This window comes from Snodgrassella sp. CS2 (assembly GCF_050310315.1).
In the GTDB taxonomy this organism is placed as follows: domain Bacteria; phylum Pseudomonadota; class Gammaproteobacteria; order Burkholderiales; family Neisseriaceae; genus Snodgrassella; species Snodgrassella alvi_E.
Genome location: NZ_JBNPBA010000005.1, coordinates 104,428 through 127,935 on the forward strand (window position 1 = coordinate 104,428; position 23,508 = coordinate 127,935).

Consider the following 23,508-nt stretch of genomic DNA (forward strand, 5'->3'; position numbering starts at 1 on the left):
GCTAATACCAGCATTAGCACCCTGAATACGAATGTTAGTGGTTTACAAAAAGATGCTTTACAGTGGAATGGTTCTGCCTATGATGCCAGTCATGGTACAAACATCGCTCAGAAAATTACCAATGTCGCTGCAGCCGAACTAGTAGCCAATTCTACTGAAGCAGTCAACGCTGGTCAGCTTTACAGTATTTCATCATCTACTTCCACAACGCTGAATTCGCTGTCTACAACCTTGGGTAAAGTCGGTGACCTGACTAATATCAATACCAATATCAGCTCCATAACCAACAATATTTCCGGTCTGAAGCAAGATGCCCTACAGTGGAACGGCAATGCTTATGATGCCAGTCATGGCACAACTTCAGCTCAGAAAATTACTAATGTTGCCGCTGGTTCTGTAGCCTTTAATTCTACAGATGCGATCAATGGAACACAATTTTATACTCTATCTACATCAACCTCGACGGGCATAAGTACCCTTTCCTCAGTATTAGAGCGAGCCGGAGATTTAAGCAATGTTAATTCCAACATTGGCATTTTAAGCAACAGCGTCATATCTTTAGGTACTAATTTAAGTTCAGCTAACACAAGCATTAGTACACTAAACAATAAAATTACAAACCTACAAAAAGATGCTTTGCAATGGAATGGCTCTTCTTATGATGCGAGTCACGGTTCGGGCACCGCTCAAAAAATTACGAATATTGCTGCTTCCGACCTGGCAGCCAATTCTACTGATGCAGTTAATGCCGGACAGCTTTACAGTATTTCTACTTTAACTTCTACCACACTGAATTCTTTCTCTACTACCTTAAGCAAAGCAGGTGACCTTAGTAACGTCAATAACAACATCAACACATTAAATACCAATGTTTCTGCTTTACAAAAAGATGCCCTGCAATGGAATGGTAGTGCGTATGATGCCAGCCATGGTTCCGGTGCACCGCAAAAAATCACCAATGTTGCAGCCGGTTCATTATTAGCTGGTTCTACAGACGCAGTAACCGGCAGTCAGCTGTCTACAACCAACTCCATCCTTACTTCATTATCATCATCTGCAAATAATGTATCTACAACTGTTAATAATTTGCAGACAGATGCCTTGCAGTGGAAGCGCTATCAGGATGGAACGGTTGGATATGACGCCAGCCACGGCGTCCAAGGTGCTAGATACAAAATCACCAATTTAGCAAACGGAGCCCTGAATGTAGATTCTTCAGATGCAGTTACCGGAAACCAGTTATATACCACTAACTTAAGTCTATCTACAGTTAGCGACTCATTAAATATAGTTACTGCTTCTGCAAACAAATTACAAAATAATGCCCTACAGTGGAACGACTTAATCTCTGCATATGATGCAAGTCATAATTCAGGAGCTCCACAAAGGATTACTAATGTAGCTCCCGGACAGCTAGCAGCTAATTCCTATGAAGCAGTTAATGCTGGCCAGCTTTACACCACTAACTCTATTTTGTCTTCGGTTTCTACATCCAATTTTAACAATTACAATAACATAATCAACATTTCAAGCAGTCTAAGCACATTGCAGACTTCTGCATTGAAGTGGAATGGGGCGGCCTATGATGCAAGCCATGATTCTGGTACACCACAGAAGATTACCAATGTGAGTAATGGTACTTTGGGCGCAAATTCTACTGATGCTGTCAATGCTTCGCAGTTATATACAACCAATGCAACCTTGGAAAAGGCAAATAATTCCATTGCCACATTTGGTGCCAGTCTGAATACATTGCAGTCTTCTGCACTAAAATGGAATGGTATAGCCTATGACGCCAGTCACGATAGCGGATCACCACAACGAATTACCAATATTGCAACTGGTATTCTGGCCCCCAATTCTACCGACGCTGTCAATGCTGGCCAGATATTCCAATTGTCTAGCTCGGCTTCAACAGGTATCAGCTCTTTGTCTACTACAATCAGCACTGTCCGGAATACCACGAGCAAAATCGATGGTCTGGCAGATAATATCGATGCCTTAAACAAAGGCCTAAGCACTACTAATAATAATCTCAGTACACTCAAAAACAATTCTATTCAATGGAATACTGATTACGGTGCTTACGATCTGCTGCGAGATGGTAAACCACAGAGACTGATAAACGTTGATAATGGAGATGTGTCACCTACTTCAACGCAAGCTATTAATGGTAGTCAGCTTTATGAAACCAATACAAAAATAACTACTATCACAAACTCGATGGCTGATTTAACCAACAGCTTGAACAATAATGCTATACGAATCAATAGTATCGCAGATTCTACTTCCAGAATTTCCGGCAGTTTATCCACTGCTACGGACAAAATTAATAGCCTGCAGCAAAATGCTTTACTTATCAACGGTGAAAATTATGATGCTAAATACACAAAAATCACCAATCTGGCTATTGGAAAAATTGATAGAGATTCTAGCGATGCAGTAACCGGTGGACAACTCTACAATACCAACCTCAGCGTAAGCTCAATCATCACCTCCGTCGGCAATTTGACCGGAAAACTAAATGGTGCGATTAATCGTATCGACACACTTAGTGGTACAACTACTATGTTGTCCAACAATCTAAGTACTGTTAATACCAGCATCAGCACCCTGCAGGAAAATGCATTACAGTGGAAAGATGGCAATTTCACGGCCAGCCGTGGTATGGATGGTCCGCAGAAAATCACTAATCTTGCCCTAGGTGATATCAATCAGAATTCTACCGATGCTGTGAATGGTAGTCAGTTGTATAGCACCAATAGCTCCCTAAGTACGGTGTCCACTTCGGTAAATAATCTTACCGGAGCACTAAATAACACCAACTTACAGATTAATGCTCTTTCCAATTCCACCAGCCAGATTCAGACTAATCTATCCAGTGTCATAAACAATATCACTGACATACAGAAAAATGCGCTGCAATGGAATAATGATGCTTATGATGCCAGTCACGGTACTGGCAATGCACAAAAAATCACCATGGTTGCAGCAGGTAAAGAGACTAGAGAATCAACCGATGCCGTAAATGGCGGACAATTGTTTTCTCTTTCCAGCACCCTTTCTGGCAATCTGAGTACAGCAAACTCTCGCATTGATAATATTTCCCAGTCCACCACAGCTATTGTCGGTAATCTGTCTACTGCCAACAACAGCATTACTATTTTGCAAAAAGATGCTCTGCAATGGAACGGTGCTGCTTATGATGCCAGCCATGGTTCATCGGTTGCACAGAAAATTACCAAAGTCGCTAGCGGTGATGTAAGTCTGGGTTCTACTGATGCAGTCAATGGCGGACAGCTATATTCTCTTTCCACTACGGTTAGCAACAGCATCAATAACATAACAGGCGGTAATATTGGAAATATCAACAATACAATCGATCAGCTAAGTACATCTTTAATTGCCACTCAAGGACGAATTGACACTATATCTCAGTCCACTTCAACTATTGCTAGAAGTCTTTCTTCTGCCGCCAATAGTATCGGCAACTTGCAAAAAGATGCCTTACAGTGGAATGGTTCCGCCTTCGATGCTAGCCATGGTTCTGGTAATCCACAGAAGATCACAAACGTAGCTGCTGGTGATGTGACCGATACATCCTCTGATGCCGTTAATGGTGCCCAGCTGCATTCTCTTTCCAGTTCTACTTCTAGCGGTCTGGGACAAGTGAATAATGCAGTGAATACTCTTACCACCAGCCTGAATACAGCTAGTAACCGTATAGACACAGTATCTCAGTCTACAACAACCATTGCCGGCAATCTGTCTTCTGCCGTAAACAGCATCAGTACCCTGCAAAAAAATGCGTTACTGTGGAATGGTACCGCCTTTGATGCTGGCCATAACTCCGGTACTGCTCAAAGAATCATTAATGTGGCTGCCGGCGACATCAACCAAGATTCAACCGATGCAGTAAACGGTGGACAGCTTTACTCTTTGTCTACGTCTACCAATACCGATATAGATAATCTTGCTTATAGTTTTAGTAACAGCCTTTCTACCGGCCTTGGCTATGCTAAAACCCGCATTGATATGATATCGCAGTCCACTTCAACCATTGCCGGAAATTTATCTACTGCCGTGAGCAACATCAGTACCCTGCAGAAAAATGCTCTGCAGTGGAATGGCAACGCTTATGATGCCAGCCACGGCACAGACTCTCCACAAAAGATTACCAAAGTGGCAACGGGTGACGTCAATGGTAATTCTACTGATGCCATAAACGGCAGCCAGCTGTATTCACTGTCATCATCATTCAATGATAGTCTGACCAGCATGGCAGCTGGAAACAGTAATGATCTAAACACCACTAACAACAACCTCTCCAAACTAAGTTCAAGTGTTAGTAGTGCTGCCAATAACATTAGCATATTACAAAGAGATGCTTTACAGTGGAATGGTGCTGCTTATGATGCCAGCCACGGCACTGGCAATGCACAAAGGATTGTTAACGTAGCAGCTGGTGATATAAGCGAAAATTCCACCAATGCTGTAAATGCCGGACAGTTATATTCTCTTTCCACAGCTACCATCAGTGGAATGGATAATCTGTCTAATACCTTATCTAATACCTTCTCCACCGGTCTGAGTACAACCAATTTACGCATTGATAATGTATTCAAATCCACCTCGACACTGGCCGATAGTCTGTCTACCGCAGCAAACAACATCAATTCATTGCAGAAAGATGCCTTGCAATGGAAAGGTAATGCTTACGATGCCAGCCATGGTTCAGACAGTGCCCAAAGGATTACCAATGTAGCAGCCGGAGGAGTCGGCAAAGATTCTACTGATGCTGTCAACGGTAGCCAGCTATTCTCGCTTTCATCTTCTTTCAGTGAAAGCCTGTCCAGCATTGCATCTGGAAACAGCACTGACCTCACCAATATCAGCAATAGCATCTCAAGTCTGGCTACAGGATTGAGCACCACATCCAACAGCCTCAGTACTTTGCAAAAAGACGCCTTAATGTGGAATGGTTCAGGTTACGATGCCAGCCATGGCTCCGGTACTGCACAGAAAATTCTCCAAGTGGCTTCAGGTGATGTTAACCAAAACTCAACAGATGCCGTCAACGGCGGACAGCTATTCAGCCTGTCAACCTCTATTCTGAGTTCAGTATCTTCCTCTGTGGAAAATATTGCCAGTCAGAACAAATTGAATCTGGATGAAGTCAACAAAAAAATGCAGACCGTTCAGGGCTTAATTTCCACCACTCAGGAAAATATGGCCACAGCATCCAAACAAATTGCATCTGTAAGTTCAGATCTCTCTAATACCAAATCTGAACTGGAATATGTAAAAAAACACGCCGTAATGTACGATGACGAGATCAATAGCCTCTATTCATTGACCCGAGCCGGAAATGAAAAAACCATCAGCAACGTTGCAGATGGCACCATATCTGCCGACTCAAATCAGGCAGTAAATGGACGGCAGTTATACTCCCTGTCTACAAGCACATCAACTAGCCTCTCCAGCCTTCAGGATCAGCTAACTATTGCTACAGGCAACGTACCGGCTGGATTATCCACTGCACTGGAAACATTGCAGAAAAACGCATTACAATGGAATGGTACCGTATACGATGCAGGTCGTGGCTCGTCTAGCGGTCAGAAAATTACCAATGTAGCAGTTGGTGATGAGAATAAGGACTCCAAAGACGCCGTTAATGGCAGCCAGTTGTGGAAGATGCGAAATGACTTTAAGGACGATATTCAGTCCCTTTCGACAGCATTTGACCAGAAGCTAACCAATCAGGGCGGCAGCGGCAATAATGCAGCCATCGCGGAAGCTGCCAATAAAGCCAACAAAGCGATTGCAGACACCGAAAAATTGTCTACTTCAACAGCAGATGCACTGACTGCCGTGGCTGCCAGCTTGGGAGGCAATGCCAGCTACAGTCCGGTTACACGTGCCGGTAACGGCGGCTTCAATGCGCCAAGCTACAGCACCACAGCCGCAGATGGCAGCACAATAACTGCCAATAATGTCGGTGATGCCTTAACCAATCTGTACAACGGAGGCAGCAAATACGCCAAAGTTAACTCCACCCTGAGCGTCGCTTCAGCCAGTGGCACCAACTCAGTTGCCATCGGCGGCGCAGCCACAGCTAGTGGTAATGACGCCATAGCCATTGGGGCACAAGCATCAGCTGGCACAGCTGGCGGCGTGGCCATCGGCAACCATGCCAGTGTCACACAGGCGGGCGGTATCGCACTGGGAGCCAACTCAGTAGCCAGCACAGCCGGCGGCATTAGCGGTTATATACCCGTAACGGCTACCGGACAGCAGGCTAGAGCCATTATGGCTACCACCAGCACCGAAGCAGCAGTGTCCGTGGGAGATGCATCTAAAGGCGTTTACCGCCAGATTACTGGCGTTGCTGCCGGTACAGCAGACACCGATGCAGTCAACGTTGCTCAGCTTAAAGGTGTCAATTCCCAGATGGAAAACATCAACCGTAATCTGAGCTATGTCAACGATCGTGTTCAGCATGTTGAACGTCGCGCTTACTCTGGTACCGCACTGGCCATGGCCTTGTCTGGCGCATATCTGCCACAGCTTAATGCAGGTGAACAGACCGTAGGCGTAGGTATGGGTTCATACCATGGCTATACTGCTGTCGGCATCAACTACAAAGCCACCAATAACACCGGTAAATTCTCATGGGGTGCAGGCGTATCCACCACCGGCCATGAAACTGGTTTCAACGCTGGTGTTGGCTATAAATGGTAACAGCTGAATTATCAGCATAAGTCTCGGGCATACTAATGTATGCCCGATTTTTTATACAAAAAATTCTAATCAATAAATAACATACACTTCACTGTTATTCACTCAACATTTTGATAAAACCCAATTATCTACAAGTAAAAAAGCCTTCAGTTATTTCCATCTCATCAAACCTGGAGTCCAACAAGTAATATCATCATATTGACAGCAACACAAAACCTAAATAACCGAATTGGTTCTAATCATGACAAAAAGATAGATATCTACTATACCAAAACTCATAAATTATATTGATAACCTCAGCACCATCCATATAAACTTTAAAGTAGCCGACAAGCTTACATTTCAAGCAGACATCATAAAGAATGATCAAACAAAAAAAGTCTGAAAAAGCACTGACTTTACTCAGCAACCAATTCAGACATTACTATCATTTCAACATAAATCATGGGTAACTTAATCAGGTAATTAAACTAACCAACCTGCTACTCTAGATGATTACCCTTTTTTCATATAAATAATCAATAATAGTTAAATATCGTGTCCCCGTATAAATCACAACCCTAATCTACAACTTTTATTTAGATTTACGAATACCCTTTTGCAACCAATAAACAACACTTTAAATAAAATATTGTCATAAATTGCACAACTAATTTCATACAGTCTGTCTGCACAGCAACACTCCTCAAATACAACAATACTCATCAGTAATGTCGCATTTCCGTCGAATTTATAGCCCGCAACTATCAAAGCTTGTTTAGGCACCTTCAGAAAAAAAATTAAGGGGTATACTCATCATATAACAGTAAATCAGTCAGTTTACTCTTTGTACATACCGTTTAAAGAACGGTATTCAGCCCAACATGCCGGCAAATCAAAAAACCTTAAAGGGGATCATTATGGTTACCAAGGAGACAAAAGAAAAACGGTAAAAACTCCTCTTTTACCCCGATTGAAAACACACAGCAAACAACCGGAACATCTGGTACACGGCAATATTTGACAGTACCAAGCTTTAACGGCAAGATAAAGACGTTGCGTTCAATAGCGCAACCAGCTTTGACAGGCTGATCAAAGAGGCAGACATCCTGCTACTCACCCACGGAGTAGCTTTTTTGTCTGTAAATATCCATTGCCTCCTCCTCATTCATGGTGGACAGTGGCAGGGAGGCTTCGCGCCTGCCGGTTCTCTTTGTCGGTCTGTCAACCCTGCCATTTGTCTGCCGCCATCTGTGTTTGACAGCACATTTGCGGCTTCTGGACCAAAGAGAAAGGCAATAATATGAACATCTACAAAGCGAATCTCCCCCATCACAATCTGCCACATCACCTGTTTGCGCAAACACACCACACAATCAGATATCGTCAAAACACACAGATATATTACATGACAAATACAAATAATGTATTTGACATAAAACATGCACAGGGAGACAGACAATGAAACTTCTTGCACCAGACAAGAACACACTGTCCACTGCACTGCACGACAACATACAATTGCAGCATCCCTATGCCCTTTACTATCTACAACAAACCACACCAATCGGCAGTCCATGGCTCAATGAACCAGATGAAGCAGCCGAATATACCGCCTATATCCTGTCGCCCTATATCGTCAGAGCCGATTCAGACTGGCAGGACAGCGGATTGCTGGTTTTCAGGCCCTGTAAAAGTATCCTCAGTGCCGAAACCATGGTGTTTTCATTTTGCAAACAGCGCAATTGGAATCCTTTGCTGTGGAACGGCATCGAACCCATCGCGCAACAAATCTGGCAAGTATTACAAAAATCCTAGTCACATCCTGCCTATGGTGACCACACCATAGGCAGCCACATCAGACTGCACAGATTTCAGCCAGAACATATCTCCGAAAGTTAAACCACAAATATGATCTATAGACGCTACCGGCAAATCCTTCACCGGCACCCTATCCGGCCGAAGCGATAATTTAACATTACTTAACTTATATATCAATAGCTTGTGTACACTGCAACAATAATTATTTATACCATTTCACCACAAAATCACAATTTCACACCAACGCCGGTTAAACAGAGACTGCTGAAAGCTCCGACAGATAAATGATTCAGCACAAATCATTCATTTATCAATCAAATCATCATATAGAGAGTTATTCAGCAATATACAGAAACCAGCCCAGTCTAATAAAAAACCATCAAAAATCAGACATTTCAGCATAGCAATAAATAACACTAAACCAGCGCAAAAAAACACAATTTAATGGTTTTCTAACATTCGTAAAAAGAGTATATTGATAATACTTATCAATTTAATCTAGTCATGCTGTTTCATACCGATTCAGCATGACTATAAATAGGAAAACCAGACATGCTGTTACAAAAAATTGCGATTGCCAGCGCAGCCCTAGTGTCCATGGCTGCCTTTGCTCAAGAATATCCGATGGGTAAACCCATTATCAAAAATGGAATGGAAATTTCCGGTGTCTACCTACCCCCCATCACCATGGATACTGATGGAATGGATCACAGCAATATGCATCTGCCGGCCAGCAAATCCGATGTCCACATGGAAGCCGACATTCATGCCACAGAAGGCAACCCCAATGGCTTTGCTGAAGGAGACTGGATTCCCAACCTAAATGTAGAGTATGCCGTCACCAAGCTGAACAAAGGCAAATTCGAACATTCAGGTAAATTTATGTCTATGGTGGCCAATGACGGTCCACATTATGGCGACAACATCAAACTGGATGGTCATGGTAAATACCGTGTTACCTACCGCATCTCCCCCCCTACTGCCAATCAAATGGCACGTCATATTGATAAAGAAACCGGCGTAGCACCATGGTTCAAACCATTTGAAGTTAGCTGGGATTTTGATTACACCGGTGTAGGCCGCAAAGGCAGCTATTAATGAATTAAGTTGTACAGACGGGGTTATTCTGATCCTAACCGGCAGAATAATCCTTTCCTGCTTTTCATCAGCACACCATAGCCACAAGCGCAAACATCATGAAAAAAATTTTTCTTATTGTGCTCAGTTCAGTCTGCCTCATGCTTTCCTGTTTAGCCAGCGCTGAAGACAAAGTCACACTGGAATTAAAAATGAAAGATGGCGACATGATGCCTCTCACCCTCAATGCACCGGCCAATAAAATAATCCGCATCAAGGTCACCAACATTGGCAAAGGACCGGTGGAATTTGAAAGCACCCAGCTAGTTAAAGAAAAAGTACTGGCACCCGGCGCCTCTTCAGTAGTAGTCATATCGCCTAAAAAACCCGGCACCTATATCTTTTTCGACGACTTTCATCTGAATAAGCCCAAAGGGCAGCTAATCGTAAAATAACAACAGGATATATAATGGGACAAGTCATCTTTGTTGTCTGGCGCGAATGTTTCGAAGCACTGCTCGTAGTCGGCATTATTTATTCATGGATTAACCGCAACCCCGACAGAAGTAACGGCATGCGCTATCTGTTTGGCGGCATAGGGCTTGGTGTACTGATATCAGTCATACTCGCTTTAATTATTAATGGCGTCTTCAAAGAGCTCAGCGATGACCATCAGACCCTGTTTATGATGGCCATGTCCGCAATAGCCAGCATACTAATTGTACAAATGGTGTACTGGATGAACCGCCATGCCAAAAGTATGAAATCCACACTCGAACAAGAAATGGCACAGCAGGTAGCACGCAACTCATGGTGGGGAGCACTCTTCATCATTGCCATCGCTATTGCCCGTGAAGGCAGTGAAATAGTCGTTTTTCTATCCGGTCAGATTATGCAGCTCAATAGCCACAATTACACCGGCTTCTTCATGGCCGTACTAATCGGCATCATTGTATCCGCATTTACCTTTTATGTATTTATCCTCACCAGCCGTTTCATCCAATGGAAAAAATTCTTTACCATCACCGGTGTTGTGCTGTTATTTCTCTCCATTTCACTATTATTGAAAGCTGTTGAAGACGGGACCAATATGTTACTCGAACACGACGTATCCATCCCTGATTTTCTCATCAATCCGGCTTGGGATACCTCTCATGTCATTGACGATAGCGGCCTTTTCGGTAGCTTTGCATCATCACTGTTTGCATATCGTTCGCAGCCTATGTGGATCAGCGTGATCACCTTTGGTTTATTCTGGCTAATAATGGCTCTTTTGTTCTTAAGGAAAAAAACCAAATGACACGGCGTCTGTTTCACACTCTTTATCTGTGTGCCTTGTTACTGCCGTCTCTTTCTCAGGCACATGGATTATTAGCCCCCATTATCGACGATAGCAATGCTGTCGCAGCCAAAGGCGACATTCCCACCCCGCAAAAATATCATGCAGCCATTCAGGCTTATCAGCAACAGGTCGTTACACAGCTGAAAACTACCCAGCAATACCTTGACGCCATCGTCGCAGCCTGCCGTAACAAACAATTGGCACAGGCTCAGCTGGATTATGTCCGCGCACACCAAAGTTACGAACAGATCCGAATTATTGTTAGATTATTTGGCAATGCCGATGAAAACATCAACTCGCGTGCCGACTATTATCTGCAAGGCATTAACGACCCTGCTTTTAGCGGTTTTCATCGTCTGGAATATGATTTATTTGTGCTTAAAGACGTGCAACAGGCACAGGCTGAAGCTGCCAATCTGCAATACGAAATCATCGACCTACAAAAACGCGTAGCTGCCGATGAACTGGATATCGCCAAAATTGTCCAGTCCTCAGCCGATTTTCTAGAAATGATTTTGCAAACCAAGCTGGCCGGTAAAGAAAATCAATACAGTCACAGCGATCTGGCCGATATTCAGGCCAATGTAACTGGCTCAGCACAAATCGTTCAATATCTGACTCCCTTTATTTCAACACAACAACGCATGTCACTTGATAGTGGATATCAGCAGATTTTTGCCGTCCTACAGCACTATCAATTACCCAATAATCAGTTTCAGAGCTTCAGTCAGCTGAGCCAAACAGACCACGACCGCCTCTATTCTCTGCTCAGTCTCCAAAGCAGCAGGCTGGCACAATTACGTGCGCAGCTGGGCGTAAAGGTTTACTACAAATATCCTCATTGATATCAGTTATGAACAAAAATACCTTAACTCACCAATCTGAAACAGCTACCACAGCAAAAGACAATCCGGCTAGTCCTGCCCGTCGCCATGGCATGAAAATGTTGCTGGCCGGCAGCTTAGGAATGACAGGATTAGGTATCAGCAACACAGCTAGCGCTGCTGGAACCTGTAGCCACGATTACAATCAAGCCGTAGACTATTGGGGCAGACATCAGGCCGGTGTGATTACACCAGATACCAAAGAGGCTATTTTTGTCGCTTTTAACGTTACCGCACGAGACAAAACTCAGCTACAACAATTACTCCAGCTTATTTCTCAGCGCATTGCCTTTCTTACTCGTCCTCAGAGCTTAAGAGCAGACAAAACAGACCAGCTTCCTCCGCCCGAGTCCGGTCTGCTTGGACACAATATCGCACCCGATTCCCTCACTATCACTGTTGCCGTTGGCGCCAGCCTATTCGATCAACGCTTCGGTCTGGCTCAGCAGAAACCAAGAAAACTGATTCCCATGCCACGATTCCCCAACGACCGGCTGGAGAAATCTTGGTGTGGCGGTGATTTATCAATCCAGTTCTGCGCCAACAGCCGTGAAAGTGTCATCTATGCTCTGCGCGACATCATCCATCACTGTAATCGATACATGGTACCACTTTGGAAAATGGACGGATTTTTACCGGCAAGGGATATTGACCATCACAGCACCGCCATCAATCTGTTTGGCTTTAAAGACGGCACCGGCAATGCAGCCATTACCGACAGCAAACTGATGGACGAGCTGGTATGGGTCACTGCTAATAATCACGAACCAGCATGGTGTCTGGGTGGTAGTTATCAGGCCATCCGCCTGATTCGCTTCAATCTGGAATTTTGGGATAGAACACCGCTAGAAGATCAGGAAAACGATTTTGGCCGCTACAAATCCAGCGGTGCCCCTATCGGCATGAAGCATGAGATGGATGATCCGCAAATGAAACGAGACCCGCATGGCGACCGTATCTTATTTGATTCACATATGCGTCGTGCCGAACCACGTATTCCCGAGCGGCACGTAGCCAAACTGCGCCGACGCAGCTTCAGCTATTCCCTTGGCGTTTTACCCAGCGGCCAACTAGACATGGGACTGATTTTCGTAGCCTATCAGAACGACCTGAAAAAAGGCTTTATCGATACCCAAAACCGCCTGAACGGAGAACCCCTCGAGCGGTATATCAAACCTTTTGGTGGAGGCTTTTACTTTGTCCTGCCTGGCATGGCCAGAGACAACGACTATCTGGGCAAACAGCTACTGGAAAGCTGATGCCTTACACTCAAATCCAGCGTCATTTATGGTTCAGTTGTTTATAGCCCAATAATAAAGAGCACTACTGTTCAGCAGTAGTGCTCTGAATAAATATACAGCAGCAAAATAAATTTACAAATTTCAGCTATGCAAAATTTTATCTACAATCTCACGGCTGTCTTTAGATAAACCCTCATGTTTCTGAATGCGCTGCAATTGTTCAGCCATCAACGTTTTGCGCTGAGTCTCTAGCCGGTCATACAGATTAAATGCCTGCACCAGCCGTGAAGCCACTTGCGGATTAAATTCATCAATACGCAGAATATAATCCGCCAAGAAACGGTAGCCGCTACCGTCAGCAGCATGGAAATGAGGGATATTACGACTGAAACTGCCTAATAATGAGCGCACTTTATTCGGATTTTCCAAACTGAAAGCCGGATGCTGCAAAGCCTTTTCAACCTGCTGCAATGTGTCTGGACGCTGACTACTACCGATAAGAATAAAATACTTATCCATTACCAGATCGTCTTGCGCATGCCGCCGGCCAAACTGATTCAGCAAGTCATTGCGTTTATCATCAGACAAATGATTTATGGCCGCAAGCATTCCATATTCATGAGTCATATTGGTAGCACGCTGGCTGAATTCGTTTACTATGTTGTGTAGCAAATCTGCAGTGGCCAATACACCCCATTGCAGTAATGTATTACGCAAACTACGAACACCAGCCAGATCAGGATGATACTCCTGCGGTGCCTGATGCCGGCTGGTACGCTCCTGTTCATCCGCCCATTCACGCCAGTGTGTCAGCGTATCCTGCATACTGCTGGACAGACTCTGCAACAAAGCCTGACGCGCACATACATATTGCTCAGGGTTAATTGAAGACACATCTTCCCATAGTTCTGCTTCTGTCGGTACCTGCAGCAAAACCGCTTTATACGCTGGGTCAATATCAGCATTCAAAGCTGAAGTTAGCGCTTGTGCCAGTTCGGCATGTTGTGGAAGCGGCTGGCCAGAAGCCAGTGCATCCAGATTGGAAGCAAATGCACGACGATACAAAGTTTGTGCCGCTTCCCAGCGCGCAAAAGAATCGCTGTCATGTGCCAGCAGCAACATCAAATCGGCATCGCTGTAAGGATAGTCTAGTCGTACCGGTGCACTGAATCCGCGCAGCAATGAAGGTACGACTTCCTTCGCTACATCATGGAATACAAACGTTTGTTCTGTTTGATTGAATACCAGAACCGTTTCCTCAGTTTTATCTGCGGTACCGGCCATTTTAAAAGCGACAGATGCGCCATTTTTGTCTAGCAAGCCGATTTTTACCGGAATCACCATCGGCTGTTTATCGGCCATATCCGGAGTAGGCGGAATGAATTGCTGCAGATGCAGGCTGAAAGTTTGATTGTGTGCATCATAGTCGCCATGCGCTTTAATCTGCGGTGTGCCAGCTTGACTGTACCATAATGCAAACTGGTCTAAATTCACACCATTGGCATCCGCCATCGCCGCACGAAAATCATCACAAGTCACGGCCTGACCGTCATGCCGCTGAAAATAAAGCTGCATACCTTTCTGAAAACCTTCTTCGCCCAGCAAAGTATGATACATGCGTACTACTTCAGCGCCTTTTTCATATACTGTGAGCGTATAAAAATTGTTCATTTCCTCATACGAAGCCGGCCGTACCGGATGCGCCATTGGGCCGGCATCCTCAGCAAACTGCATACTGCGCAATACCCTAACATTGTGAATACGACGCACCGCTCTGCTAGCGCGGTCAGCAGAGAATTCCTGATCGCGGAAAACAGTCAGCCCTTCTTTCAGAGAGAGCTGGAACCAGTCGCGACAGGTGACACGATTACCGGTCCAGTTATGAAAGTATTCATGACCGATTACCCCTTCAATGGCTTCAAAATCAGCATCGGTAGCCGTATCACTGCTAGCCAGCACATATTTAGTATTAAATATATTCAGGCCTTTGTTTTCCATGGCACCCATATTGAAATCGCTCACAGCCACGACCATAAATATATTTAAATCATATTCCAGATTAAAGCGGTCCTCGTCCCATTGCATGGCGTGTTTCAAAGATTCAAGCGCAAAACCTGCTTTTTCCCGATCTTCCGGACGGGTATAAAATTTCAGCGCCACTTCTTTCCCGCTGCGAGTGGTAAAATTACCTTCCAACACCGCCAATTGTCCGGCCACCAGAGCAAAGAGATAGCTGGGTTTAGCAAACGGATCACGCCAGCAAACCCAGTGCCGGTCGTTATCCAATTCACCACTGTCAATCAGATTACCGTTAGACAACATTACCGGATAGCGCCGCTTATCACCGATAATGGTAGTGGTAAACTGACTCATCACATCCGGCCGGTCAAAATAATAAGTAATCTTACGGAAACCCTCCGGCTCATTCTGGGTATACAGATTATCGCCAGATTCATACAACCCCATCAGCGTTTTATTCTGCGCCGGATACAATCTAGTGGTAATTTCAAGCTCAAACTGAGTATCCGGTACCATATGTATTGTCAGTTTTTCATCGGCTATCGCATATTCATGCGGAGAAAGACATTTTCCATTCAGCACAATTTGCAATAATTCAGCACTGCCATCCAGCACACATGGTCTACCTACCTCATGCGGAACAATCATCATGCGATTGCGCACAAGGGTATAAGCTTCCTCTATCGTAAAGGTCAAATCAATTTCTGCCACTGCAAAATCGGGAGCCTGATAATCTTTCAGGTAATGAACCACTTTATTTTCACTCATTGTCTACACTCTTACTATTTAAATCTGTTGTGTCTATTTTACGGCTAACAAGGCCACAATCAAGACCGTCTCATTCCAGACAGGAACTATTATTCGTATTTAACTTGAAACCGACTATCATTCCCAGAGCCTGTACCGGCATCTGGATTATTTTTCATAATCGATAGAAGTAAAGACGCTCCTGCTGATAAGGCCAGCCATACCGCAACAAAACAGATAACCGGAAAATAGCTACCACAATAAACCCGCAGCAAACTGCCCAGCCATGCTGTAAGCAAACCACTTAGCTGATGAATTAGGAAGAAGGCACCAAAAATAAATCCTTTATAGCGGTATCCAAAAATAGTACCGGCCAGACGCGAGATAATAATCACGGTACCCATATAGGTAATGCCAAAAAATATACCGAACAACGGCACCATCACTGGTTCAGGCCACAATACCAACGCCATCAGTGTGGCACAGCGCAGTAGAAACAACATACCCAAGAGCAATGGCAGCGATACTTTTTTCGACACTATATAGCCAATCAGCAAACTTCCCAGTGCCTCAGACAAACCAAGCAGACTAAGCGAAAAACCGGTCAGCAGATTAGCAGCGGTACGATGCTGCAATATTTCCTGAATGGCGGGCACATAATGCACATCTATAAAAATCATTGACGTACCACAGCCTGAAAAAGCAAGTGCAGCCAGTAAGAATCTGCGGTCGAAATACCAGTAGCGCGGCAGAGACGCAAGCGTGGTTTGTTTGACAGCCTGTGCATTTGGCGGGGTTAAAGGAGCTGTTACAGCACGTAACGCTACTGGTATTTTCACCGGAGTCCGTCCGAGGCAGTTTAGCAATGCTGGTATAACAGCCAGAGAGGCAAATATTGCAGCCAGCACTGAGCACAGCATGGGCCATGAAAGATAGCCTTCCAGATAAATCCAAATCGGCGAGAGAACCATCAGCCCTACGGCTATACCATTTGTGGCCAGCACATAGGCTAGCTGACGCCGTTCTGGCATCACATACATATCAATCAGAATACTGACTGGTACAAAAGTCAAAGCCGCCATTGCATATGCGGCGAACAGCAGAAAACCGAGCAAAAAAGTCAAAAAACTATTATCAGAAGAAAACAACAAAAATGCACACGCAGCAGACAACATGCCGGACAACAGTACATAGCTGGCACCACAACGGTCACACAGCTTTCCGACCATTGCTGAAAACACCCCTTGCGCCAAACCAAAGAAACCGCCAGCCAGAGCCATTGCCTCAATACCAACACCATAATGATGCACCAGACCGGTAAAATTAATTTGGTAGACACCCTTTATAGCCGTACTGATAAACATCACCATAAAGCCGTAGCCTACCACCAATCCAGTCAGGATCGCGCGCATGGAGTATTTCTCCCTAAAATTAGTTTAATTATTATTTTTAAAGTTAACCTGAAACGCATACAATATACCTTGAAACCACAACATTAATACAACATCTTTCCATATACAACCACTACATTGATATATTGCCAGCAACTGTAAAAAACTGTGATACAGTAATGGACATCAGGCTGTCTACGCTACCCAATCATTGGGTGCTGTATCCTACAAATAACGTACTGCTACGGCTGTGATACAGCCTGTTAGTGATGAAAATACATCCGCTTAAGATAACCCGTTACTCTACATTCATCCGTCAAAATCACACCATGAGTTTACTTCCTGTTTTCAAGTTTATAGAGGATAAAACATGAACCGGCCGCCCGAATTAAAACGGACTCTGAAAAACAGACATTTACAATTGATTGCCATCGGCGGAGCAATCGGCACCGGCTTGTTTATGGGTTCCGGCCGCACCATCAGTCTGGCCGGCCCTTCCGTACTGTTTACCTATATCATCATCGGTACATTTCTGTTTTTTGTCATGCGGGCCATGGGTGAATTACTCTTGCATAACCTGCAATACAAATCTTTTGTTGATTTCACAACGGATATTCTCAACCCTACTGTTGGATATTATGTTGGGTGGTCTTACTGGTTTTGCTGGGTGGTGATTGGCATGGCCGATATTGTCGCTATTACCGGCTACACCCAATTCTGGTGGCCGGAGGTACCCCTGTGGCTACCCGGTATTATCTGCATCATCATTCTGCTAACGCTCAATCTGCTATCAGTGAAGCTTTTTGGCGAGCTGGAATTTTGGTTTGCGCTGATTAAAATTTTGGCCATTCTTGCTTTAATTGGCTGTGGCGGCTATCTGCTCATAACCAGTTTTGTCAGTTCCAACGGTATTCAAGCCAGAATCAGCAATCTGTGGTCGTACGGAGGCTGGATGCCTCACGGGTGGTCTGGTTTCTTTGCTGCCTTTCAAATTGCAATATTTGCCTTTGTTGGTATAGAGCTTGTTGGTACTGCTTCAGCCGAAACTGACGATCCCACCACTACACTACCGGCAGCCATCAATAAAATACCGGTACGTGTAATTGTTTTCTACGTATTGGCTCTGACTATCATCATGACCGTCACACCATGGAGTATGGTGGCACCAGACCGCAGCCCGTTTGTTAACATGTTTACGCTCATTGGCATCAGCGCGGCCGCCACAATTATTAATTTTGTTGTACTGACTTCCGCGCTTTCTTCAGCCAACAGCGGTATGTACTCCACTGGCCGCATGTTGTACGGCCTATCTCGCAACGGGGTAGGTCCGAAGGTATTTGCCCGTTTGTCAGCCTCCGGCGTACCGCAAAACGGTTTGTTATATTCTTGTGCACTATTGCTGATCGGCGTCTTTCTGCTTTATGCCGAAGGTGATGTCATGAAAGTATTTACCATTGTGACCACTGTTTCCAGCATCTGCTTCATCTTTGTCTGGGCAGTAATCCTAATTGCCTATTTACGCTATCGTCGCCTTTTCCCAGAAGCACATGCGCGCTCCGTTTATAAAATGCCGTTTGGCATTCCGATGTGTTATGTGTGTCTGATATTTTTTGCGTTTGTGCTGTATTTGTTTAGTCAGGACAAAGATACGCTTACCGGACTGGTAGCCACTCCGGTCTGGTTTATCCTGCTAACCCTGTTCCTGCCTCTGTATCGGCAGCAATTGAAAAAACGCATTTCCTATACCGATTCAAAGCACAACCATTAACGACAAAAAATCTGTCCTGTTTTAATGCAGCCACTACACCAAAACAGGACAGAATAATAAAAATAACGTGCGTACACACTTTATTTTTAATCGTTATAGTCAGGATAATGCCAGAAAGGTTGACCTAGTTGTGGCGTAGAAGCCTGTGCACTATGCCGCGGTATAACCGGTGTCGCTTCATAAGCCAGTCTGCCGGCTTTTACCGCCTGAGCGAAAGCTTCTGCCATCAACACCGGAGCACCACTGCGTGAAACGGCAGTATTCAGCAGCACCCCATCAAAACCCCATTCCATTACAGCGGCCGCATGTGAAGGCAATCCCAGCCCCGCATCCACAAGTAATGGAGTATCAGGTAAATGTTCACGCAGCACATGCAGGGCATATTCATGCACGGGTCCCAGTCCGGTGCCAATCGGTGCTGCCCAGGGCATCAAAGCCTGACAGCCGGCATCAAGTAAACGGCGGCAAGCTATCAGATCTTCCGTACAATAGGGCAGTACCTTAAACCCATCTTTAATCAGGATATCTGCCGCCTGTACCAACTGAAACACGTCCGGCTGTAAAGTATGGTCATCGCCAATCAGTTCCAGCTTAATCCAGTCTGTGGCAAAAACTTCGCGTGCCATCTGTGCTGTTGTTACTGCCTCTTGCACACTCAGGCAGCCGGCTGTATTAGGCAAAATAGGCAAATCTAGTTCCTGTAGTAATCCCCACAGACCCTGACCATGCTCTGCCGAAGTAGCACCCTGCCGGCGCAAAGCCACTGTTATCATTGCCGGCTGAGATTTTCTAACTGCTGCCCGCAGTATTTCCGGATTAGGATAAGCAGCGGTTCCCAGCAGCAAACGACTTTCAAACTGCTCATTATATAGTTGTAAAGCCATCAGCTCTCTTTCCGCAAAACAGTAATATCGAATATTGTCCAAACAGCCGCCAAGCACTGTCCAGAAGAAGAAAGACTAGATTTTATAACCAGAACAATATCTTTGCATCTGATTTCAATTAATAGGAAAAATCAGTTAGTACAAAATGAAAAAGCAGGCAATCGATTGAGTATTTATCTTATTTTCATAATTCATTACGCATAAAATAATCAAGCTTAGAAATAAACCGCACAACAGAGCAGAGGTCAGACACAAATATAAAAATGCCCATGACACTTATCCAGTATCAAGCGTCACACTGACACTTCATTATGTGGATAAACATGGGCAAAAACAAAAAACTATCTCTGCTGATAGCCGGAATATCAAGAAATTCAGCATCCGGCCATCATTACTCTAGTCTACTGAAATTCTGGGTCTGGTTTTTTAGTCAGACGGTTACGCAAATCGCGGCGAAAAATTTCAATAGTCCACATCCACAGCAAGGTACCAATCAGCTCAGAAAAGAGCTCATCAAAAGGCAGATTCCACGGAGCAGGCGACAAATTCATGACTGGCAGCATAATACCGTGGAACAAAATAGTTACCCCAATACCAAAGGCCATACCCTGCCATAATTTTACTTTAGGAAAAATTTCTGCTGCCATGCAGTAAATGACAGCCCAGACAATAGAAAACAGGATGTGTATCAGACTGCCACCCCAGTTCACTACTTGGTCGGAATAAGTGTAAACCATATTGTGAATATCAATGCCCATATCCTGAATCATCTGAATCGGAGGCGGCACACGGTCTGGTGTGCGCGGTGGCATGATACCTTCGGTACCAGATTTCACAAAAGCCGAAATCAGCCCCCCCATAATACCGGCAAAAAAAGCCACCCCAAAACTGCGGCTGGCCGGTTCGGTACGAGCAAACAGATTAGACATAATTAACGCCCTTTTGATATGTTAACAACAACTATTGATTTGTATTATTCATGTAAAACAGGGGCGCAAGTGTAAATGTAGATTAAAGGCAAAATCAAGCAAATTTACCCTTCTGCGTTCTCCAAAACAGTATATATGACAAAATCAATTATTATACTGGCATTAAAGATTATTCAGCATATTGATATTACCGACAAATAAAATACGATTACTTTTATGGAATATTTAGCCTGAAATTTACTGCTTTATTTAAAAGTGAACAAATTACCCACTTCAGCTTTAGCCAGCACGGGCAAAGACGAGCAACAAAAAACCCTGTATGCATACAGGGTTTGCTTACAACCATTTTGCTACCGTACTAACCGCCCACTACCGGACTCACAATGTCCACTTTATCCTGCTCCTGCAAGACATAGCCACCATATTCCTTACGGGCAACAAAAGCAGTGTTTACGGCCACTGCAAAAGGTGTTTCAGGATTAATATGCACAACCAGTTCCCCTAGCGTGCGGCCATCAAACTCTATTACCTCATCATTAACGCATAATTTCATTCTATTGATTCTCCATTCTGGCTTACCGGCACAGCATCTATGTGATAGCGCGCGTCTGCATCTGGAAGTGGCTGCTGTTGCATCAACGCCTGAATAACCCGCACAGTAGCCAGACTGACAGTAGGTGAAATCATAAATCCATGCCTAAACAAACCATTAACAGCCACCAATCGATTATCTATATCATAGCGTATTTCTGGATTTTCATGATTGAGCGTTGGCCGTAGCTGCGCCAGACTTTCCAGAATCCGTCCTTCACCAAAAGCCGGATGAACGCAATGCAAAGCAGACATGAGCTCCAATCCGCTACGCACACTTAGCGGACTATCATCTTCACTTTCAATCTGGGTAGCACCAATCACAAACAAATGATTCTGTTTCGGCGCAATATAAATAGGATAACGCGGATGTAGCACCCGTACTGGCCGGTGAAGTGTCACATCTGGAGCATGAATACGCAGCACTTCTCCCCGAATACCGCGCAGACGGCTATTTGCCTGATTGTTCCAGCTTTTTTTACCGCCAAAACCGCGACAATCCAGCGTCCATTCAGCCAATTTTGCACATTCAGCCGGCTCACTTTCGCGTTCCCAATAACAGGTTACCTGCCGGCGCTCAAGCATATCTGCCAGTGCCAGCAGTGTCTGACGATTATCCAACTGGCCTTCTGTTGGTAAAAACAGTCCTTGCTGAAAACGGCCAGCCAGCTGCGGTTCTTGTTCATCAATTTGCTGACTGTGCCAATGCTGACAGCGGCTGCTATCCTGATGAGCCCGTTGCAAATCTCGTGTAAACTGCTGAGCCAGCTCTCGATCCTGTGGATGCCAGACAATTAATGATCCATTCTGCTGCATGAATACCGGAGTTGGAAATATATCCACCCACTTACGCCAGATTGGCAAACTGGAATATCCCAACTGAACCACCAGCGGCGTGGCTTCCACAGCTTCAGCTGTAGGCGCCAGCATCGCTGCTGCAGCAAATGCAGCGCTGCCTTCTCCATTTCGATTACCGGCATTGAACAGCACCACTTTAGAGCCCTGCTCTGCCAGTAACCACGCAGTCAGACGTCCCAGCAACCCACCGCCCAAAACGGCAACATCATATTGTTTCATTGCGCACCTGTCATATTAAACCGAATCTTAATCTGTTCCTGAATCAAGCATATTTTGTTTTGGTAAAAATATTTTCCCGACAAAACATTACACAGCACCCAGTCCTCCTCCGCTTGAACAAACCGGCTTCAGCGGGTATAACCGCAGATATTCCCCAACAATAGACTTTACTATGGCCAAGGTTTTCCCTCTGCATCCTAAACACCCCGAACGAATCTGCTGGGGCTGTGATAAATACTGTCGTGCCGATGATTTACAATGCGGCAATGGTAGTATCCGCATTCCGCATCCGTGCGAGGATTTCGGTGCACAATGGTATCTTGAGGGTGATTGGTCCGGCTTGCTGTCTGAAACACAACGCAAACAAATTATCGCTTCTAACCAGCCATCAGCAAAAGAAATCAAACCGCACAAACCGCATATCAAACTAACGTTAAAAAAATAATCTTATCCTGATATCACTGCAACTAGTCCAGATTGACAAAACCTATCTTCAACACAGACCAATAGCCAAAACCTACTCAAATCTGATTTATTTCGTCCATCGTTAGCAGAATAAATTAAAGAGCATCGCAGGCACTGGTTAAACGCCAAGCTGTTTCAATCACACAAAATATCAAGTTAAATATTATTGTAAAAACATTACTTTAATTTGAGAATTATTTTACAGAAATAAAACATAAAAAGATACGCTGATCCATTCCGGTACCAGCTTAGTGAATGCGGTAACTTTCATCGTTATCTCACCCGACCAACTCAATCCAGAGTTGGAAACAACAAAACATAAAAAAGAAAGATAAAGCTTATGCTTTAAAAAGCCAGCCAATATCGCAGTAGTGTTTAAAGCCTTAAAAAAATAAACCGCCTGCAAAAAAGCTGCAGGCGAGTATATTACTGCATAATACCTCTAATTTAAGATTATCCCTTTGTATTCTTGGCTATTTTATCAGACGTTATGTCCAGTTACAGACTGTAATTTATTAACACTGATTTGGCAATAGTTCGTAAAGTTATCGT

Annotated in this window: 17 protein-coding genes; 9 read left to right on the forward strand and 8 right to left on the reverse strand. The window is 44.5% G+C overall.

The features are described from left to right. A partial coding sequence (locus ACQP6D_RS08495; RefSeq protein WP_427857950.1) for a YadA-like family protein occupies positions 1–6,741 on the forward strand: 6,741 nt, incomplete at its 5' end. Positions 6,742–7,888: 1,147 nt separating this feature from the next. On the opposite strand, the gene ACQP6D_RS08500 is transcribed toward ACQP6D_RS08495, so the two are convergent. Beyond that, on the reverse strand, positions 7,889–8,110 hold the full coding sequence (locus ACQP6D_RS08500) for a hypothetical protein (RefSeq protein ID WP_143558393.1): 222 nt from the start codon (positions 8,108–8,110) through the stop codon (positions 7,889–7,891). 71 nt (positions 8,111–8,181) lie between these two features. Between ACQP6D_RS08500 and ACQP6D_RS08505 the strand changes: the two genes are divergently transcribed. Then, entirely contained in the window at positions 8,182–8,538 is a 357-nt protein-coding gene (locus tag ACQP6D_RS08505; protein ID WP_100140754.1) for a hypothetical protein, read from the forward strand. On the opposite strand, the gene ACQP6D_RS08510 is transcribed toward ACQP6D_RS08505, so the two are convergent. Next, positions 8,539–8,664: a hypothetical protein gene (locus tag ACQP6D_RS08510; RefSeq protein ID WP_267391549.1), complete on the reverse strand. Its 126-nt coding sequence runs from the start codon at positions 8,662–8,664 to the stop codon at positions 8,539–8,541. A gap of 429 nt (positions 8,665–9,093) precedes the next feature. On the opposite strand from ACQP6D_RS08510, the gene ACQP6D_RS08515 reads away from it, so the two are divergent. The 5 genes from ACQP6D_RS08515 to efeB all read left to right on the forward strand — a co-directional run bounded on the left by ACQP6D_RS08515 (position 9,094) and on the right by efeB (position 13,103). Further along, positions 9,094–9,639 (forward strand): iron transporter, encoded by a 546-nt coding sequence (locus tag ACQP6D_RS08515; protein WP_100140756.1) that lies wholly within the window; start codon positions 9,094–9,096, stop codon positions 9,637–9,639. Between the two features lie 98 nt (positions 9,640–9,737). Beyond that, positions 9,738–10,073 (forward strand): cupredoxin domain-containing protein, encoded by a 336-nt coding sequence (locus ACQP6D_RS08520; protein WP_100140757.1) that lies wholly within the window; start codon positions 9,738–9,740, stop codon positions 10,071–10,073. A 14-nt stretch (positions 10,074–10,087) separates the two neighbouring features. Then, entirely contained in the window at positions 10,088–10,918 is an 831-nt protein-coding gene (locus ACQP6D_RS08525) for an FTR1 family iron permease (protein WP_267408908.1), read from the forward strand. After that, positions 10,915–11,805 (forward strand): EfeM/EfeO family lipoprotein, encoded by an 891-nt coding sequence (locus ACQP6D_RS08530; protein ID WP_267408909.1) that lies wholly within the window; start codon positions 10,915–10,917, stop codon positions 11,803–11,805. The genes ACQP6D_RS08525 and ACQP6D_RS08530 overlap by 4 nt, the downstream gene beginning before the upstream one ends. 8 nt (positions 11,806–11,813) lie before the next feature. Then, a complete protein-coding gene (efeB, locus tag ACQP6D_RS08535) occupies positions 11,814–13,103 on the forward strand; it encodes an iron uptake transporter deferrochelatase/peroxidase subunit (protein WP_427857951.1) in 1,290 nt (429 codons plus the stop codon). 123 nt (positions 13,104–13,226) lie between these two features. Here efeB and pepN read toward each other — a convergent pair whose 3' ends face one another. After that, positions 13,227–15,872, reverse strand: a complete 2,646-nt coding sequence (gene pepN, locus ACQP6D_RS08540) for an aminopeptidase N (RefSeq protein WP_427857953.1) — start codon at positions 15,870–15,872, stop codon at positions 13,227–13,229. 89 nt (positions 15,873–15,961) lie between these two features. After that, positions 15,962–17,263: an MFS transporter gene (locus tag ACQP6D_RS08545; protein ID WP_370389461.1), complete on the reverse strand. Its 1,302-nt coding sequence runs from the start codon at positions 17,261–17,263 to the stop codon at positions 15,962–15,964. A 349-nt stretch (positions 17,264–17,612) separates the two neighbouring features. Between ACQP6D_RS08545 and ACQP6D_RS08550 the strand changes: the two genes are divergently transcribed. Continuing rightward, the gene (locus ACQP6D_RS08550; protein WP_371687949.1) at positions 17,613–19,010 is read left to right on the forward strand and encodes an amino acid permease; all 1,398 of its coding nucleotides are present in this window, start codon (positions 17,613–17,615) and stop codon (positions 19,008–19,010) included. Positions 19,011–19,096: 86 nt separating this feature from the next. Here ACQP6D_RS08550 and ACQP6D_RS08555 read toward each other — a convergent pair whose 3' ends face one another. The 4 genes from ACQP6D_RS08555 to ACQP6D_RS08570 all read right to left on the reverse strand — a co-directional run bounded on the left by ACQP6D_RS08555 (position 19,097) and on the right by ACQP6D_RS08570 (position 22,491). Next, positions 19,097–19,894 (reverse strand): thiazole synthase, encoded by a 798-nt coding sequence (locus ACQP6D_RS08555; RefSeq protein ID WP_427857954.1) that lies wholly within the window; start codon positions 19,892–19,894, stop codon positions 19,097–19,099. A gap of 401 nt (positions 19,895–20,295) precedes the next feature. Next, entirely contained in the window at positions 20,296–20,823 is a 528-nt protein-coding gene (locus ACQP6D_RS08560) for a YagU family protein (RefSeq protein ID WP_180295836.1), read from the reverse strand. A 358-nt stretch (positions 20,824–21,181) separates the two neighbouring features. After that, positions 21,182–21,376: a sulfur carrier protein ThiS gene (gene thiS / locus ACQP6D_RS08565; RefSeq protein ID WP_100140766.1), complete on the reverse strand. Its 195-nt coding sequence runs from the start codon at positions 21,374–21,376 to the stop codon at positions 21,182–21,184. Continuing rightward, positions 21,373–22,491, reverse strand: a complete 1,119-nt coding sequence (locus tag ACQP6D_RS08570; protein WP_370388376.1) for an FAD-dependent oxidoreductase — start codon at positions 22,489–22,491, stop codon at positions 21,373–21,375. The genes thiS and ACQP6D_RS08570 overlap by 4 nt, the downstream gene beginning before the upstream one ends. Before the next feature lie 172 nt (positions 22,492–22,663). Between ACQP6D_RS08570 and ACQP6D_RS08575 the strand changes: the two genes are divergently transcribed. Beyond that, positions 22,664–22,936, forward strand: coding sequence for a DUF3079 domain-containing protein (locus tag ACQP6D_RS08575; protein ID WP_369611745.1), 273 nt, complete (start codon positions 22,664–22,666; stop codon positions 22,934–22,936). Positions 22,937–23,508 lie beyond the last annotated feature (572 nt).